Origin of the sequence: Meishania litoralis (assembly GCF_042611095.1) — a bacterium.
In the GTDB taxonomy this organism is placed as follows: Bacteria; Bacteroidota; Bacteroidia; order Flavobacteriales; family Flavobacteriaceae; genus Meishania; species Meishania litoralis.
The window spans coordinates 20,523-37,344 of sequence record NZ_JBHFPV010000005.1 but is presented as its reverse complement, the minus strand read 5'-3'; the positions used below and the strand labels follow the sequence as shown (position 1 = coordinate 37,344).

Sequence of the window (16,822 nt, the reverse complement as noted above, 5' to 3'; positions counted from 1 at the left end):
ACTATTTTTACTTTTCGTACTTTACGATAAAATAAATTGAATGACTCCGACCAACATCTTGCTGCTTATCTGTGGCTACTTTGTACTGCTTTTACTTATATCGTATTTCACTGGAAAAAATGACTCCAATGACGATTTTTTCAAGGCCGGTAAATCCTCACCTTGGTACTTGGTGGCCTTCGGCATGGTGGGCGCCTCACTTTCTGGCGTTACCTTTATTTCGGTACCAGGTTGGGTCGAAGCTTCCCAGTTTAGTTATATGCAGGTCGTGTTCGGGTACTTTTTGGGTTATTTGGTTACTGCTTATGTATTGCTTCCTATTTACTACAAACAGAACGTAACATCCATTTATGAATATCTCGATGACCGATTTGGCTTTGTCAGTTATAAGGTGGGCGCTATTTCGTTTTTCGTCTCACGGGTATTGGGAGCGGCTTTTCGATTATTCTTGGTCGCCATTGTACTGCAACAATTTGTATTCGACGCATGGAAAGTACCGTTCGAACTGACCGTAACGCTTTCCATTTTATTGATATGGATATACACCTTCAAAGGAGGCATCAAGACCATTGTTTGGACGGATACCTTGCAAACGCTGTTCATGCTTATTTCGGTAGGATTGTCGATTTATTTTGTACTCGACCAATTGGATTGGAGCTTTTCGGAGTTTTTGACCTCGTCTGAATTCCAACAATATAACCAAACTATTTTCATCGATGACTTTAAGGATAGCAAACATCTGATCAAGTCATTCTTGGGCGGTATGTTCGTAACCATTTGTATGACCGGCTTGGATCAAGATATGATGCAAAAGAACCTGACCTGCAAAACGTTGAAAGATGCCCAAAAGAACATGGTGAGCTTTAGCGTGGTACTCGTAATCGTAACTTTTGTCTTCATGCTCTTGGGCGCTTTGCTGTTCATTTATGCCGATAAATACCAAATAGCCTTGCCTTTGATGGATGGCAAACCAAAATCGGACTTGCTTTTTCCTGAAATAGCATTGAACAGTGGTCTTGGTATTGTCGTGGCCGTCACCTTCATGCTCGGATTGATAGCCGCCGCCTATAGTAGCGCCGATAGCGCCTTGACCTCTTTGACGACCTCCTTTTGTGTCGATTTTCTCGGTATCGAAAAAAAGCCCGAAGCCCGTCGAAAGAAAATCAGAAAAATAACGCACGTGGGCATGAGCGTTTTGCTGATAATCGTGGTAATCGCCTTTAAACACATATTGGACACCAATGTAATAGATGGTCTGCTCAAGGTTGCCGGCTATACATATGGTCCACTGCTCGGTCTTTTTGCCTTTGGTATTTTTACCAAATATCAGGTCAAGGACCGTTATGTCTGGGCCGTAGCCTTGACATCGGTAGTTTTGTGCTATATACTTGGAAAGATTCCTCCAGAAAACCTAGGGGGGTATGTTCTAGGCTACGAGTTGCTCCCATTGAACGGTCTAATCACTTTTATCGGCCTATTATTGATCCGGAAAAAATTACCTCAAAATGGCCACGATCGATAAAATCGCCAAAAATAACGATGATCGTTTTTACATGAAATGTTAATTTTTCAATAGAAAAAAATCTATTTTTAGATATGGTAGAATCAGTATTGATTTGTGGCCAATAAAACCAAGGTACAGGCAATCTCTACCGTAACACCCCGTTCTTCAAGTATTTTTTGGAATTCGGGATTTTCCGTACCTGGATTAAAGATGACCCTTTTGGGGTCTATTTTAAGAATATCTCCGTAATATTCAGGCTGACGTGCCATACCGATATATAAAGTTATCGTATGAATATTTTGAAAATCCGCTGAATTGGTCTTTATTTGTACGCTCCTGATCTTACCTTTCTGGAGACCGAAAGCTTCAGTTTCAATGTTATGGTCTAAAAGGCGATTCACTGCCAAATTACTATAACGATCAGGTTTTAAGGAAGCTCCGAATACGAGAGTTTTTTGCATTTTGTTAAAGTTACGATAAACACGTAACTATTTTGATAAAGGTTCGTCTATTATATTTTGATATAGAGATATCAAATTTAGGTACGAGAGACAATAAAGTCGTTGATAACGCTATATGTTTATAGTTAATGGTTAGTGTTTAGTATAGCCTATCAGCGAAAGAAACCCCGGCAGTATTGTCGGGGTTTCACCTTTAATAAGGTCACCATCTTATTATAACACTACCCCAGGTAAATCCGCTTCCGAAGGCGGCAAGCACGACCAGATCCCCATCCTTGATTTTTTTCTCTTCCCAAGCTTCGGTCAACGCAATGGGTATTGAGGCTGCAGTAGTATTGCCATACCTCATAATATTATTATATACCTGATCTTCGCTCAAACGAAACTTGTTCTGAATGAACTGCGAAATACGGAGGTTGGCCTGATGCGGAATCAACATATCGATATCGGTCGGTTGCAGATCATTGGTCTTCAGCCCCTCCATAATAACTTCACTGAATCTTACAACGGCATTCTTGAAGACGAACTGACCGTTCATTATCGGATAATAAGACTCATCATCTGGGTTATCGTCCGCGACAATGTCGCTGACCCAACGGCCACCCATACCGGGTGCCAAAAGGGCCAGTTCTTCGGCATGTTGCCCCTCGGAATGTAAATGGGTAGAAAGAATTCCCTTCGAGGTATCTTCCTCTCTGCTCAAGACGGCAGCACCCGCACCGTCGCCGAAAATAACCGAAACGCCCCTGCCCCGCGTAGTCATATCGAGTCCCTTGGAATGGACCTCGGAGCCAATGACCAGAACATTCTTGTACATACCGCTTTTGATATATTGATCCGCCACAGAGACGGCATAAACGAAGCCCGAACATTGATTGCGAATATCAAGTGCGCCAACCGTTTTTATACCCAAATCGCGCTGTACCAAGACTCCCGGGCCGGGAAAATAGTAATCAGGACTCAAAGTGGCGAATATGATAAAGTCGATATCATCTTTGGCGATACCTGCACGCTCAATGGCAATTTCCGCCGCCTTTACGCCCATACTTGTTGTGGTTTCACCACCTTCTTTTTTGACATGCCTACGTTCCTTGATTCCGGTACGTTCTTGGATCCACTCATCACTGGTATCCATGATTTTTGAAAGATCATCGTTGGTCACCACATTTTCGGGCACATAATGACCGAGGCCTATAATTTTTGAGTTGTACATGGGTATCTCTTCTTTAAATCTAGTTTAAGCGCCATAAATCTAGTGATTATAGACGAATTGTTCTTTCAAAGCCCTATATAATCAGCAAATAAGTGTGTCAGTTTGTCACGATAGCGAACAATGGTATTTTTTTTGACTGCTGAAACGTGACAAACATAAAACAATACAAAAAATGGCAACAGGTAAGATCAATGTCTCGGTAGAGAACATTTTTCCGCTAATCAAAAAGTTTTTATATAGTGATCATGAAATATTTCTTCGCGAATTAATTTCCAATGCGACGGATGCAACGCTCAAGTTAAAACATCTGACCTCAATAGGTGAGGCCAAGGGTGTTGAATATGGCGAACCCCAAATTGAGGTGAAGGTCGATAAAAAGGGCAAAAAAATACATGTTATCGACCAAGGTATCGGAATGACCGAGGAAGAGGTCAAAAAATACATCAACGAATTGGCCTTTTCTGGTGCCGAAGAATTCTTGAACAAGTATGAAGATGGTGCCAAGGATACAGGAATCATTGGCCATTTCGGGCTAGGGTTTTATTCGTCTTTTATGGTTGCCGAAAAGGTAGAGATCATTACAAAAAGTTTCAAAGACGAACCTGCGGTTCATTGGTCATGTGACGGTTCGCCCAAGTTCACGATCAAAAAAGCAAAGAAAGAAGATCGAGGTACCGAAATCATACTTCATGTTGCAGATGATTCAAAAGAGTTTTTAGAAGAAGGAAGAATCACTGGTCTTCTGCAGAAGTACAACAAGTTTATGCCGATTCCGATCAAGTTCGGAACGAAGACCGAAACACTTCCAAAACCGGAAGGTGCCAAAGAAGAAGATCCGGCCCCGACAAAAGAGGTCGATAATATTATCAATAATCCGAATCCGGCATGGACCAAACAGCCTTCAGATCTTAAGGATGAGGATTATAAGTCTTTCTATCGCGAGTTGTACCCCATGCAGTTCGAAGAACCTTTGTTCAATATTCATTTGAACGTTGACTATCCTTTTAATTTAACGGGAATACTTTACTTCCCCAAATTGACCAACGACCTCAACATACAAAAAGACCGCATACAACTTTATCAGAACCAAGTATTTGTGACCGACAATGTCGAGGGTATCGTACCTGAGTTCTTGACCATGTTGCGCGGGGTCATTGATTCGCCCGATATTCCGTTGAATGTTTCAAGGTCATATCTGCAAGCGGATGGCGCGGTGAAGAAAATATCCTCTTACATCACCAGAAAAGTGGCCGACAAATTGAACTCACTTTTCAAGAACAATCGAGAGGACTTCGAAAAAAAATGGAACGATATCAAGATCGTCATCGAATACGGGATGCTTTCGGAGGACAAATTTTTTGAAAAAGCGGAGAAATTCGCTTTGTACCCGACCGTTGACGGCAACTATTTCACTTTCGAGGAGTTGACGGAAAAAATCAAGGATAGCCAGACCGACAAAGATGAAAAAATGGTCGTACTCTATGCTTCTGACAAAGAGGCGCAGCATAGTTATATCGAGGCCGCCAAGGCAAAAGGCTATGAGGTTCTTTTGCTCGATTCGCCCATTATCGGGCATTTGATGCAAAAATTGGAAACTTCAAAAGATAAAATTTCCTTCGCACGGGTCGATGCCGATCATTTGGATAACCTTATCAAAAAAGACGATACCACGATTTCAAAACTCTCCGATGAGGAAAAGGAAAAACTCAAAACAAGTTTGGAAGAGATCATCGAAGACAAGAAATACACGGTTCAATTAGAGGCAATGGACAGCAATGCTTCGCCATTTATTATCACCGAACCTGAATTTATGCGCCGTATGAAAGAAATGCAACAAACCGGCGGGGGCATGTTCGGTATGGGAAACATGCCTGAGATGTACAATTTAATAGTCAATACGAACCACGAACTTGTCGGGGAAATCTTGAACACCAAGACCGCCAAAAAACGGGAGCGTTTGATAAACCAGTCCATCGATCTGGCGAGACTTTCGAAAGGATTGCTAAAAGGCGAAGAACTGACCGAATTCATCAAGCGCAGTTACGAAATGGTGAAATAGGCCTTATGTGGGTGAAACAAAAAAACCGCTTCAATTTTTTGAAGCGGTTTTTTTTTGGGGGGGGATATACCAAAAAATCATTATGATTGTAAGTAAACGGGCATTGATTCTATTAAGAAAGTAATTAATTCAGGGGTTGCTACCAGTAGCTATTTTGTAAATTAATTTCTAAATAAAATCCAATTCTTGCATTCAAACGTATTTTTGTTTCAAAAAAATCTCAAAAAGAAAATGCAAGCCACAGAAATAATTGCAGAAGGAGGATACGACTCATGGGACGAGGCGAAATTGAACGAAATAAAAAAAGGTGAATTCAGCGAAGCTATCGGTGAGGCCCTTTACGAAAATGCCGAAATCAGGCTTTGGGAAATACAATTAAGACCTTCTGAACGTATTCCGTTCAGGCGCCACCGAAACAACTACAGTTGTACCAGTTTTTCCGATGGTCTACTTGTATCACGTAACATTAACGGACAAGTCGTACTCTTACGGCTTTCAAAAGGTGATCAATTTTATTGGGAATGCATATCGAACGAAATGACCCATGATCTCGAAAACGTTGGGGAAAGTACCATTAAGGTAACTGTTTTGGAAGAAAAGGCAAGGGAACATTGCGAAGTCGATCCATTGTTTTAGACAATCGCGGTATACTAAGTTTAGAAAGTAATCCGTACTTTTTTCGCTACCAATAGATAGGGCCCGTACCTAAATATTTTTCCGCAATCGGCCGATAATGATCCAGTACATCTTCCAAGTCATATATTTTTTGGCTCTTGGTGTAGAGATCGTATTTATTAAAATCTTTGATGATCTCTAAGTACTCTTGGTCTTTCTCGTTCAGCAATTCTTGATAGCTGCCCCCAGAATGCCAAGGATAGAACGAATGATATCGGATCATGACCATGGCCTCTTCGGGCAGTTTGTTATCTTCGTGGTTGTTCAATACTTGATATAGGTATTCATCATGGCCCCAAGCAAGTTCGAGATTGTCAAGTCCGCATCCTTTCTCATAGACGCCGGTCACAGTATTGTAATCTTCATTTTGCATATCTGGATTCAATGCATTGAACTCGGGATATACACATGAATCTGGAAGTTTGCAACCTACTACAAATACATCGCCTACCATACCCCATTGTTCGGCCTGACTGGTACCATCTTCGTCACTGCCCCACAGGAACATGACCTTACCAAGATCGTGTATCAACCCGGTCAATTGCATCCAATCGGGGCGACCTTCGGCCCGAATGGCCTCGGCACTCTGGATCAAATGTTGTACGTTCGGCAGATCCAGATCGGGATCGCTGACATCGATCAGGCTGTTCAAGTGTCGCATGGCCTCCCAAAGATCCATGGGTTTATCGAACTTCAAGTACTTCTTATGCATTCGTTGCACATAATCATAGGTCTGATTTTTGCGCATTTTTCGATAATGTTCCTTGACAGCTGCCGAAACATCGGGGGCTTCATAATTTCTAAAGGTTTTCTCTTCCATGGAACTAATTAAAAACTTACGGCTAAAGTGTTATTATACATTTCCTAATACAAGGTACAAAATTACGGTAAAGACGACCAAAAAAAGACTAAAGGGCTTTGCATACCGCCAGGGATCCAAATCTAGAACGCCAGCATCCTTCATTTCGAATTTTTCATCTTTCGGCAACAATGCCGATGCCAAGTGCATGACGCCTATGTTCAGAACGAACTCGATGCCCCAAATATGTACAAAATGCAAATCGACCTCGATCATATAATACATCACAACATAAAAAAGCAGCCCGAACAACAATCCGATTTTGGCTCCGGTAGCCGAAACTTTTGGAAATAGAAATCCCGCAGCGACCACACTGGCAATGGGAATGAAAAAGATACCGTTGAGCTGTTGCAGCAGTTGGTACAGCCCCTCGGGTGCGTTGGCCACAAAGGGGGCGATCCCAATTGCGAAAACCGCCAAGAGGGCCGAGGTCCATTTTCCGATCTTGACCAGCATCTTTTCATTGGCCTCCTTGGATATATATCTTTTGTAAATGCCCAAACTGAAAACCGTGGCCGCACTGTTCAGGGCACTATTGAACGTACTGAGAATGGCCCCCATCATTACCGCCACAAAAAAACCGGTCAACCACAACGGCAATACCTTCTTCACCAGTTCAGGATATACGCTATCGGAATCGTCATATAGACTTTCGCCAAAATAATAGAAACCGATAAGGCCCGGCAACACGATTATCAGCGGTACCAAAATCTTCAGTAAGCCCGTAAAAAGCAATCCTTTCTGGGCTTCCTTTAGATTGACCGCCCCCAAGACCCGTTGAATGATCGATTGGTGCATCGTCCAAAAATAAACTTGGTTGACCATCAAGCCCGTAAACAAAACCTCGAAGGGCAGAATTGCAGATCGAGAACCTTCACCAACCCCCGATTCCTTACTAATGACATTGAATTTTTCAGGACTATTTTCGAAAACCTTGGCCAAGCCGTCGAGCGGATTTCCGTCACCGATACTTAACAAGGCAAGAATGGGCACAAGGAGTCCGGCGACCAAAAGGCCAAACCCGTTTATGGTGTCGGTATAGGCCACCATTTTCAATCCCCCGAAAATAGCATACACGGCACCGATGACCCCGACTACCAGAATAGTAATCCAAATCCCTTCACTTTGGGAAACCTTCAATAAATCGGAAATCTCAAAAATCGCCTCGATATTCAGGGCACCTGTGTAAAGTACTATGGGCAACAAGGTCGCCACGAACGAAATGATCAAAAGCAGTGCGACAAACGTTCGGGTCGGGCCGTCAAACCGTTTTTCCAAAAACTCGGGAATGGTAGTCAGGCCCATTTTTAAATATTTCGGGGCAAAATAGAGCGCTCCGATGACCAAGGCCAATGCAGAAGTTACCTCCCAAGCAATGATGATGGCCCCGTTTTTATATGCCGAACCGTTCATGCCGACCAAATGCTCGGTCGAAATATTGGTCAGCAAAAGCGACCCTGCGATAATGATACCGGTCAAAGATCTTCCTCCAAGGAAAAATCCATCACGTGTATTCAATTTATCCTGGCGAAGTTTCCAAGTCGCATAAAATGCAACGAATCCTGTAAATAATAGAAAGGTCAGTAAGGCCATTGCCCATAAAAATAGTAATTAAGATTACATGACCTTTAAAATTCGTACAATAAGCCGTCAATGAAGGGCAAAGCGTTTATCAAAATGGTTTTTAAGAAGAAAGAATTGAATTCCTGCAAAAATGGTAAATCCGACTATACCGTATAAAAAAGCATTGGAAATTTTGAAACTTGGCAGTACCAAGGTGTTTACTTCGGGCCATAGGTAGGCGATTTTTGATATGGCCCACGAATCTTCGATTTGAATATTCCCGAAAATCAAATAAACAAAAATAGAGGTTATCACCACAGCCAAAACTGCCCACGTTTTTTTCGATATCAAAGGGCTATAACTTATGACAGGGGTTTCAGAGGAAACTTCCAATCTTGCCATTACCTTCGTCGTAAAATCAACGGATGGGGTTTCTCGAGAGAAATCTTTCAGCAACTTTTCGGTAAGTTTGTCCAATTCTTTATCCACTTTTCGCTCCATAATTTTCCAATATTGTGGGTTCAAGTCGTTGCCTTAATATCGTTGCCAAACGTTTTCGCGCGCGAAACAATTTGACTTTGGCGTGATTTTGGCCGACACCGATCACCTCTGAAATTTCGGCCAATGATAGTTCATCATAATAATAAAGTAGGATCACCATACTATCTTCACCCGGCAGTTTATCAAGACATTCGTTGATTACTTTTTTACGGTCAGAACGTTCCATTATATCAAAAGCAGTCTCCAATGCCGGTATCTGATTTTCGGTAAAAGCATTGATAGTCAGCGTATCACGTTCCTTTCTATTTTTTTTGATTCGATCCAAACACGAATTGTAGGTTATGCGATAGACCCAGGTAGAAAATTTTGAATCCCCTTTAAAGCCATTCAGTTTTTCATAGATTTTTATGAAAGTGTCTTGCGAAACTTCCTCGGCTTCCTCTCTATTTCCAATCATCTTCAGCGCCAAGGTAAAAACCATATCCTTATAACGATTGACCAGAACGGCAAAGGCCGTGGTATCTCCATCTAAAACTTTTTCGATATATGGTCGGTCGGTGTCCGTTGGCATGTATCCCTTTGACGGTAAAAAATGCCCTTCGGTTACAAGTGCCCTAAAAATATTTTTTGAAAAAGTTGTAACCATGGTTTCTTTTTGATCGTCATAACGATGAACCTAATAAAATTAATCAATTAAAAAACAAACATCATGGGAGGATCTGGGGTCATTGCATTCATCAGTTTATTTCTAGTTATTTTCGGAATCGCTTACCTTTATTTTTCAACACGGAACAAAGAACGTATGGCCTTGATCGAAAAAGGGGCCGACGCCAGCATCTTTGTTAAGGGAAAACGTGAAAAAGCCGCACCTTTTTGGAAAATATTGATTCTTAATTTGGCCCTATTGCTAATGGGCATTGGTGCCGGAATTATGATCGGTGGCATATTGAGATTCAACTTAAATGTCAATTGGGATATTGCCATGCCGGGTTCCATTTTCTTAATGGCGGGTACAGGCCTGCTCATCGGTTTCTTTTTGACCAAAAAAATAGATAAAGAGGACTGATCAACTTCTTTTTCAAGACTATACAAAACCATGCTCAGATTTGAGCGTGGTTTTTTTTATTTTTACAAGATGAGGGTAATTTCAACGAATATCGGCAAACCCGTTACTTTTGAATGGAATGGCAAGAATGAACAAACCGGTATTTTCAAATATCCTGTAGATTCGCCGCTTTTTCTCACCAAAAACGATGTGGCCAAAGATACGATTATCAATAGGGTCAACCATGGCGGTGAAAACAAAGCATGCTACCTTTTTTCAGCGGACCAATACCCGTATTGGAAAAACCTTTATCCAAATCTCGATTGGAACTGGGGCATGTTCGGGGAAAACCTTACCGTTCTGGGCATGGATGAATCATCGATGCGGATCGGTGATATTTATAAGGTCGGCACCGCACTGGTTCAAGTCTCACAACCCCGTGAACCGTGCTACAAACTTGGTGTTCGCTTTGAAGACCAAACAATCTTAAAACAGTTCATCGACCACGCCCATTCGGGCACCTATGTTCGTATTCTTGAAGAAGGCGAAGTCCGTATGGAAGATGAGTTCGTTCTTGTCGAACAATCTAAAAACCCCTTGACCGTAAAGCAGGGTTTCGAAGTCATATTGGCGCGAAAAAAGGACCCTCAATTGGTAAAATTGGCCGTTGGCAATACTTCATTACCCGAATATAAGCGCGAACGCCTGAAAAAATACCTACGCTGAACATGACCTCGCAATGGCATCTTTATCTAATGGCGATCGTTTATATAATTGCGGGCATCATGCATTTTGTAAAACCCAAGATATACATGCGCATTCTACCGGCATATCTCCCTGGCCATAAACCTTTGGTAAACCTTACCGGTTTGGCGGAGATAGTTCTTGGTACAGCGCTTTTCTTTTCCAATACCAAAGAAATTGCCCTTTACTTTATAATCGCAATGCTCATCTTTTTTCTACCGGTGCATTTTCATATGCTTTTCGACAAAAGGGCTTCCATGGGTCTTCCGAAGTGGATGTTGGTACTACGCATACCCCTTCAATTTTTATTGATGTATTGGGCATATTCGTATTTACAGGTTTGATACAAGTTATTAAAAAAGGGGCCTTAGGCCCCTTTCTCATCTTAACTCAACTTAAACAACAATTTATTTCAAATCAAAAGTCTCGTAATAAACTTCATCTTGTTTTTTCACGACGATGCTATAGGTATCTTTGGGGGCGGTTTCAAAATTGAAGACCTTTTTCAAAACTACCGTGTCGGTCACTACCTCGCTGAACAAAATATGGTCATTGCTATCGAAAACTTTTATTTCAATACTTTGTTCGCCCGTATTGAGAAGATTCAAAAGAAGCTTATTCTCTGTTTTCGTATAAACCGGCTTCAAACTTTCTTCTTTTGATAGGATATTGACACTGTTTTTGTCAATTTCAATGGAGTAGGTCAATGTCCGTAACGAATCATCGAGCTCTAAAATGTAAAACCCTTGCGGCAATGCATTCAAATCGAATTTCTTCATGTAGGCCTTTGCATTTTTGGCATTGTCATTGAAAATGACGTTACCCTCTGTATCAACCAATCGTACCAAGGTGGCAGCAGATTTTGCCTCCAACTGTACAACCAAACTCTTTGAATCGTTCGATGTGATAATTCTCGGCTCATTTGCATTTACATTGATACTTGTAAATAATATGGCCGCCATTGCGATTGTTCTGATTACTTTCTTCATAACTTTTGTTTTTAAGCCGCTCTAAAAAGCGGGCGTTAATACTAAATTTTATAAGGCAAAGATATGTGGAGACTGAAGGATATACTACTGCTCAATTTTCCAATTTATATGTGATTTTAACATCAAAATGAGCTAAAGAGCCTATAAGGGGCAATATTGAACATATTTTGGTTAATTTTGCAGAGATGATTTATTTATCGCCAACGTAACTTTAGCGTAGAATATTAAAGTGATATGCTAAAACAGAAACCTACTTTTGAGGCCATAGAACCCAATTTCGGCCACTCGTTTACTTACCAGAAGTTCGATGAACATAGATTGAACAAAAACAATATTTGGCATTACCATCCTGAGATCGAATTGGTATATGTCAATGGCGGGTCGGGCAAGCGCCAAATAGGAAGCCATATCTCATATTACACTGACGGTGATCTGATTTTGATCGGCAGCAATCTTCCGCATTGCGGATTTACGGATAGTTTGACCGGAAATCTGAGCGAAACGGTCGTTCAAATGAAACAGGATTTTTTGGGAAACGAATTCTTCGATATTCCCGAAATGAAAAATATACAGGGGCTTTTTGAAATGGCCAAGGGAGGCATCGCCTTTACCGGCAACACCAAACTTAAGATAGGCGATAAAATCGAAGTCTTGGAATATCAAAGCGATTTTCAGCGATTGCTCTCCATTCTGAACATACTGAACGAGCTCGGTAAATCAAAGGACTTCAAAATATTGAACGCCGAAGGTTTTCTATGGAAACCGAGGTGAAAGACAATGACAGGATTAATGTTATATTCAATTATGTTCGAAATAACTTCAAGGAAGAAATCACGTTGGACAAAATTGCCAATTTGGTCAGCATGACCGTGCCTTCGTTTTGCCGTTATTTTAAAAAAATAACGAACAAGACCTTCGTTCAGTTCGTGAACGAATATCGGTTGGTACATGCCTCTAAACTTTTGAGCGAAAAAACCTTGAGCATCACCGAGGTCTGTTTTGAAAGCGGATTCAATAACTTTTCGCACTTCAACAAACAGTTCAAGATGTTTACGGGCCAGAACCCTTCACAATACCGAAGTCAGCTTAAACAAGTACTGTCATGAGTTCTCAATTTGTGCGGCGACCCCAGAATCTAAAATTGCCAGATAGTGATATCCATTACTACCCTAACTTTTTCGACCATGAAGAAGCAGATTATTTTTTACGGCTTTTCAAAACTACCATTCTTTGGCAACAAGATTCGATCAAGGTATTCGGAAAGGTCTACCCACAGCCCAGGCTTACGGCACTTTACGGTGACAATGACAAAACATATACATACTCGAACATTACGATGCAACCGCGAAATTTTACGCCCGAACTAAAGGTGCTAAAAGAACGGATCGAGAATCTCTGCGAAACGCAGTTTACCAGTTGCCTGCTTAATCTTTACAGAGACGGAAAAGACAGCAATGGGTGGCATGCCGACAATGAAAAAGAGTTGGGTATCAACCCTATAATAGCCTCGGTCTCGTTGGGCCAAGAGCGTTACTTTAATCTCAAGCACAGAAACCGGCCCGAATTGAAACATAAAATACTTCTGGAACACGGAAGTCTATTGCTTATGAAGGGCGAAACGCAGCACAGCTGGTTGCATCAGATTCCGAAAACATCAAAATCTATTGGGGAACGTATCAATCTGACCTTTAGAAAAATCAAATAAAAAATCGGTTTTGTTGAAAACCGATTTTTTAGCGCCCTTCGCAAAATTGGAAGCTATCTTTAAAAGACTTGGGCAGATCTTTTAATATCCCCGCGGCCAATTTCATCAATAAGATAACTTCAAATCTTGTACCAAGTTATATTTACTCGATAAAAAAACCATTTTTTGGATAAAATTCAGACTATATGCGTCTAATAATCAATACATTAAAAAATATCATTGAGCACTTTTGCCAATCGAAGTCCACCTTTTTGAAGTTGATCTTCGACCGTAGCCCACCAAACATATCCATATCTATAATATAATTTTTCGCCCACTTCTACCGAATCATAGACTTGATCGGCCAATTCCTGAGATTCTTCGACCCAATCTAAAACCGCACCTTCTTGAAGCTCCTTCTTCCGCTTTTTGCCCAACTTCGGGAGTTTTGCCGTCAACTCGGTATAGCTCATGCCATAATCGTTGATCATATTGGCATCCCAAACTTTATGAAGGTTGCTCCCATCGTTGAACCATTGTACCTGAATATCGTTTCCTCCCTTATCTTCCAATCGGCCTACGTGCATGGGTTGGTGTAGGTCGCCAATTAAATGAATAAGCATTTTGAGGTAAAATACCCTGTCATCCCGTGAACTTTCATCATCTTTTATAATACGGACGCATTCTTCGATCCCCGTAACAAGGTCTCCATATTTAAAAGGTTCTACATCACGGTATTTTTTACCTTTCGGAATGTTGACATAATGCCAAGAACCGAATTTTCGATAAATGGAATCGGCCTTGATCTCATCGGCAAAATTCGATACTGCGGCAAGACTTTGGCCGTCCAGCAGTTTCTTGATCATTCTTTTGGCCTTTCCATTTAAATGTTCTTGGGCGACTTCACCAATAACACGATGACCGGTTTTTGACCAAACCGGCACATGGCCCCATGCTAATTGGGTCAACAATAAGAGTAGAAAAAAGATATGTTTCATGCGTTGCTATTTATTGTTTCTTATGATCATGCTTCGATAAGCTCGGCGCAGGCACGTAATGCCCACCCCAATAGCTATCGGAATCAATGGCATTTTATAAATCTTGATTTTCATAAGAGCCATACCCAAAAGGTCGATATTGGACTCTAAATGTAGAAAAACGAATTTTAATCTATTGTTAAGAAAGATCTTGATTTAAATTATTAATCTGATCTTGTAGCCGAAAATATTTTGATTTGATTATAAAAAGGATAAAACCACCGTTGTTACGGTACGCCTTGATTTTTTTACTAGGTGCCCTTTCCTTATTGTTTTTGTTCGTATTAAGCGTACGAATAGGTCTATGGGGGAAGCTACCGGGCACAAAAGAGCTTTCCGACTTTAAGTATCAAAGGGCTTCCGAGGTCTATTCTTCCGATAGCGTTTTGATCGGCAAATACTATTTGTTCGATAGGCAGCCGGTCGCTTTTGAAAAAATTCCCCAACAACTGATCGAAGCCTTGGTAGCTATTGAAGACGAAAGATTTTACGATCATTCGGGCATTGACTATCGCAGTCTCTTTCGCGTTGGCTTGAAGACCATACTCATGCAAGACCAATCTTCGGGGGGCGGTAGTACCATTACACAACAATTGGCCAAAAATCTCTATCCGAGGCGTGAACGTAAAACGACCAATATTGCTGTGAACAAGGTGAAGGAAATGATAATCGCATCCCGTTTGGAGGAAATTTATTCGAAAGAAGAGCTGCTGACGCATTACCTAAATACCGTTTCTTTTGGGGGAAATACCTTCGGAATCGAAAGCGCTTCCCTGAAGTTCTTCAACAAAAAAGCTGAAAACCTCAACCTTGAAGAGTCGGCCACATTGGTCGGCATGTTGAAAGCGACCTATGGCTACAATCCCAAAATATTCCCGGAGAGAAGTTTGGAGCGTCGTAACCTAGTACTACAATCCATGTATAGAAATGATTTTCTATCCGAAAGGGAAAAAGACAGTATATCTGAGATCCCATTAAAATTGGATTATCACAAATTCGACCACGATGCGGGGTTGGCTCCTTATTTTAGGGAAGAGGTTCGAAAGCAGCTTCTTAAATGGACCGAATCTGAAGAAGAAAACGGCCACGGGTACAACATCTATACTTCAGGGTTAAAAATCTATACCACCCTGAACCATAAAATGCAGCTAATGGCAGAAGCGGCCATGAAGACCCACATGAAATCATTGCAGAAGAGCTTCGAAAAGAGTTACGGCAATAAAGCACCATGGCTGACCAATAATAAAATTGTAGAGAAAGCCGTACGTTCCACGCCACACTATAAAAGGTTGATCGCCCAAGGACTAAATCACGAACAGGCTTGGGACTCTTTGGAACAAAAAAGAACCATGACCCTAAGTGATTGGGAGGGCGACAAAAAAACCGATGCCAGTGTTATTGACAGTGTAAGACACTATTTAAAGTTTTTGAATACGGGATCTTTGACCATCGATGCGCGCACAGGTGCGGTACATACATGGATCGGGGGCGTCGATTATAAAAACTTCAAATACGATCATGTAGCGCAGAGCAAACGACAGGTGGGCTCAACCTTTAAACCGTTCGTCTATACAGCGGCCCTCGAGACCGGTATTTCTCCTTGTACGTATTTTTCGGCCCAAGAAGTCGAATATGAAAATCTTAAGGGGTGGTCACCGAGCAATTCAGGTGACAAAGACGAAGCCTACCTGAACTATTCAATGGAAATGGCCCTCAGCAATTCGGTAAATACGGTTGCGGTCAAGGTGCTCGAAAAAACCGGAATCGCAAACATAATCGCCCAGGCCAAAAACATGGGCATTTTTTCAGAGCTGCCCAAACAACCCTCTTTGGCTTTGGGTACGGGCGAAATCTATCTGAATGAACTTGCAGGGGCATATGCTTCATATGTTAATGAAGGAAAAGCGGTATTGCCCTTTTTAATAAAAAGTATTTCAAATCAAAAAGATTCCGTTTTGGCCGATTTTGAACCAAAAAGGGCAAAAATCAGTGCTTTTTCGAAAGAAACCGGACAAATAATGCTCGAAATGATGAAATCGACCATTAATGATGGAACTGCTTCGCGTATTCGTTCGACCTATAAATTGAACAATGACATTGCAGGTAAAACAGGTACCACCCAAAATAATAAAGATGCGTGGTTCGTTGCCTTGACCCCAAAATTGGTACATGTAACCTGGGTCGGGCTCGACAATCATGAAATAGGATTCAGAAGTACCAGTTTGGGCCAGGGAGCGAACGCCGCTTTGCCCCTGTTCGCGCTTTGGATGCAAAAAATGAACCGAGAACCCGAATTCAATTCCATTACTAAGGCCAGGTTTCCAAAACCCGATGTTTCGGTACTTAGGGCATTGGACTGCGAACCCATAAAACGTGATGGCTTCTTCAAACGTCTCTTTAAAAATCCGAACAAAAAGAAGACCAAAAAATTCAGGAGCAGTAATTGAACCAGTAAGTGCATAAAAAAATTTTGGACATTCATATTTAA

Annotated in this window: 16 protein-coding genes and 1 pseudogene; 9 read left to right on the top strand and 8 right to left on the bottom strand. The window is 41.4% G+C overall.

Features of this window, described 5'->3' with window-relative positions; all coding sequences use genetic code 11:
* Positions 1-40 precede the first annotated feature (40 nt).
* The gene (locus tag ACEZ3G_RS15340; RefSeq protein WP_432426398.1) at positions 41-1,522 is read left to right on the top strand and encodes a sodium:solute symporter; all 1,482 of its coding nucleotides are present in this window, start codon (positions 41-43) and stop codon (positions 1,520-1,522) included.
* 83 nt (positions 1,523-1,605) lie between these two features.
* Here the strand turns inward: ACEZ3G_RS15340 and ACEZ3G_RS15335 are convergent, their stop codons facing one another.
* Together ACEZ3G_RS15335 and ACEZ3G_RS15330 are read right to left on the bottom strand one after the other, a co-directional pair.
* Entirely contained in the window at positions 1,606-1,965 is a 360-nt protein-coding gene (locus ACEZ3G_RS15335; protein ID WP_432426397.1) for a CoA-binding protein, read from the bottom strand.
* A gap of 202 nt (positions 1,966-2,167) precedes the next feature.
* Entirely contained in the window at positions 2,168-3,178 is a 1,011-nt protein-coding gene (locus ACEZ3G_RS15330) for a 3-oxoacyl-ACP synthase III family protein (protein WP_432426396.1), read from the bottom strand.
* Between the two features lie 172 nt (positions 3,179-3,350).
* On the opposite strand from ACEZ3G_RS15330, the gene htpG reads away from it, so the two are divergent.
* Entirely contained in the window at positions 3,351-5,237 is a 1,887-nt protein-coding gene (gene htpG, locus ACEZ3G_RS15325; protein ID WP_432426395.1) for a molecular chaperone HtpG, read from the top strand.
* 231 nt (positions 5,238-5,468) lie between these two features.
* Complete coding sequence (locus tag ACEZ3G_RS15320) at positions 5,469-5,873, top strand: hypothetical protein (RefSeq protein WP_432426394.1); 405 nt, start codon at positions 5,469-5,471, stop codon at positions 5,871-5,873.
* Positions 5,874-5,919: 46 nt separating this feature from the next.
* Here ACEZ3G_RS15320 and ACEZ3G_RS15315 read toward each other — a convergent pair whose 3' ends face one another.
* The 4 genes from ACEZ3G_RS15315 to ACEZ3G_RS15300 are packed head-to-tail and all read right to left on the bottom strand — an operon-like array spanning position 5,920 to position 9,481.
* Entirely contained in the window at positions 5,920-6,732 is an 813-nt protein-coding gene (locus ACEZ3G_RS15315) for an inositol oxygenase family protein (protein WP_432426393.1), read from the bottom strand.
* 33 nt (positions 6,733-6,765) lie between these two features.
* Positions 6,766-8,364: a solute:sodium symporter family transporter gene (locus ACEZ3G_RS15310; protein ID WP_432426392.1), complete on the bottom strand. Its 1,599-nt coding sequence runs from the start codon at positions 8,362-8,364 to the stop codon at positions 6,766-6,768.
* 57 nt (positions 8,365-8,421) lie between these two features.
* On the bottom strand, positions 8,422-8,835 hold the full coding sequence (locus ACEZ3G_RS15305) for a hypothetical protein (protein WP_432426391.1): 414 nt from the start codon (positions 8,833-8,835) through the stop codon (positions 8,422-8,424).
* The gene (locus ACEZ3G_RS15300) at positions 8,816-9,481 is read right to left on the bottom strand and encodes an RNA polymerase sigma factor (protein WP_432426390.1); all 666 of its coding nucleotides are present in this window, start codon (positions 9,479-9,481) and stop codon (positions 8,816-8,818) included. The genes ACEZ3G_RS15305 and ACEZ3G_RS15300 overlap by 20 nt, the downstream gene beginning before the upstream one ends.
* Before the next feature lie 63 nt (positions 9,482-9,544).
* On the opposite strand from ACEZ3G_RS15300, the gene ACEZ3G_RS15295 reads away from it, so the two are divergent.
* From ACEZ3G_RS15295 to ACEZ3G_RS15285, 3 genes are read left to right on the top strand one after another with little or no spacing between them, the layout of a single operon-like run.
* Positions 9,545-9,901 (top strand): DUF6249 domain-containing protein, encoded by a 357-nt coding sequence (locus ACEZ3G_RS15295; RefSeq protein WP_432426389.1) that lies wholly within the window; start codon positions 9,545-9,547, stop codon positions 9,899-9,901.
* A gap of 30 nt (positions 9,902-9,931) precedes the next feature.
* Positions 9,932-10,606: an MOSC domain-containing protein gene (locus ACEZ3G_RS15290; protein ID WP_432426388.1), complete on the top strand. Its 675-nt coding sequence runs from the start codon at positions 9,932-9,934 to the stop codon at positions 10,604-10,606.
* 59 nt (positions 10,607-10,665) lie between these two features.
* Positions 10,666-10,968 carry a DoxX family protein gene (locus tag ACEZ3G_RS15285; protein WP_432426387.1) on the top strand — a complete coding sequence of 101 codons (303 nt, stop codon included), beginning with the start codon at positions 10,666-10,668 and terminating at the stop codon, positions 10,966-10,968.
* A gap of 63 nt (positions 10,969-11,031) precedes the next feature.
* Here the strand turns inward: ACEZ3G_RS15285 and ACEZ3G_RS15280 are convergent, their stop codons facing one another.
* Entirely contained in the window at positions 11,032-11,613 is a 582-nt protein-coding gene (locus tag ACEZ3G_RS15280; RefSeq protein WP_432426386.1) for a hypothetical protein, read from the bottom strand.
* A gap of 234 nt (positions 11,614-11,847) precedes the next feature.
* Here ACEZ3G_RS15280 and ACEZ3G_RS15275 point away from each other — a divergent pair.
* Positions 11,848-12,719: pseudogene (locus tag ACEZ3G_RS15275) on the top strand (AraC family transcriptional regulator).
* Positions 12,716-13,318: an alpha-ketoglutarate-dependent dioxygenase AlkB family protein gene (locus ACEZ3G_RS15270; protein WP_432426385.1), complete on the top strand. Its 603-nt coding sequence runs from the start codon at positions 12,716-12,718 to the stop codon at positions 13,316-13,318. Before ACEZ3G_RS15275 ends, ACEZ3G_RS15270 begins: the two are co-directional and overlap by 4 nt.
* A 206-nt stretch (positions 13,319-13,524) precedes the next feature.
* Here the strand turns inward: ACEZ3G_RS15270 and ACEZ3G_RS15265 are convergent, their stop codons facing one another.
* Entirely contained in the window at positions 13,525-14,295 is a 771-nt protein-coding gene (locus ACEZ3G_RS15265; RefSeq protein ID WP_432426384.1) for a S1/P1 nuclease, read from the bottom strand.
* A 236-nt stretch (positions 14,296-14,531) separates the two neighbouring features.
* Here ACEZ3G_RS15265 and ACEZ3G_RS15260 point away from each other — a divergent pair, with 236 nt between their 5' ends.
* Positions 14,532-16,781 carry a transglycosylase domain-containing protein gene (locus tag ACEZ3G_RS15260; protein ID WP_432426383.1) on the top strand — a complete coding sequence of 750 codons (2,250 nt, stop codon included), beginning with the start codon at positions 14,532-14,534 and terminating at the stop codon, positions 16,779-16,781.
* Positions 16,782-16,822 lie beyond the last annotated feature (41 nt).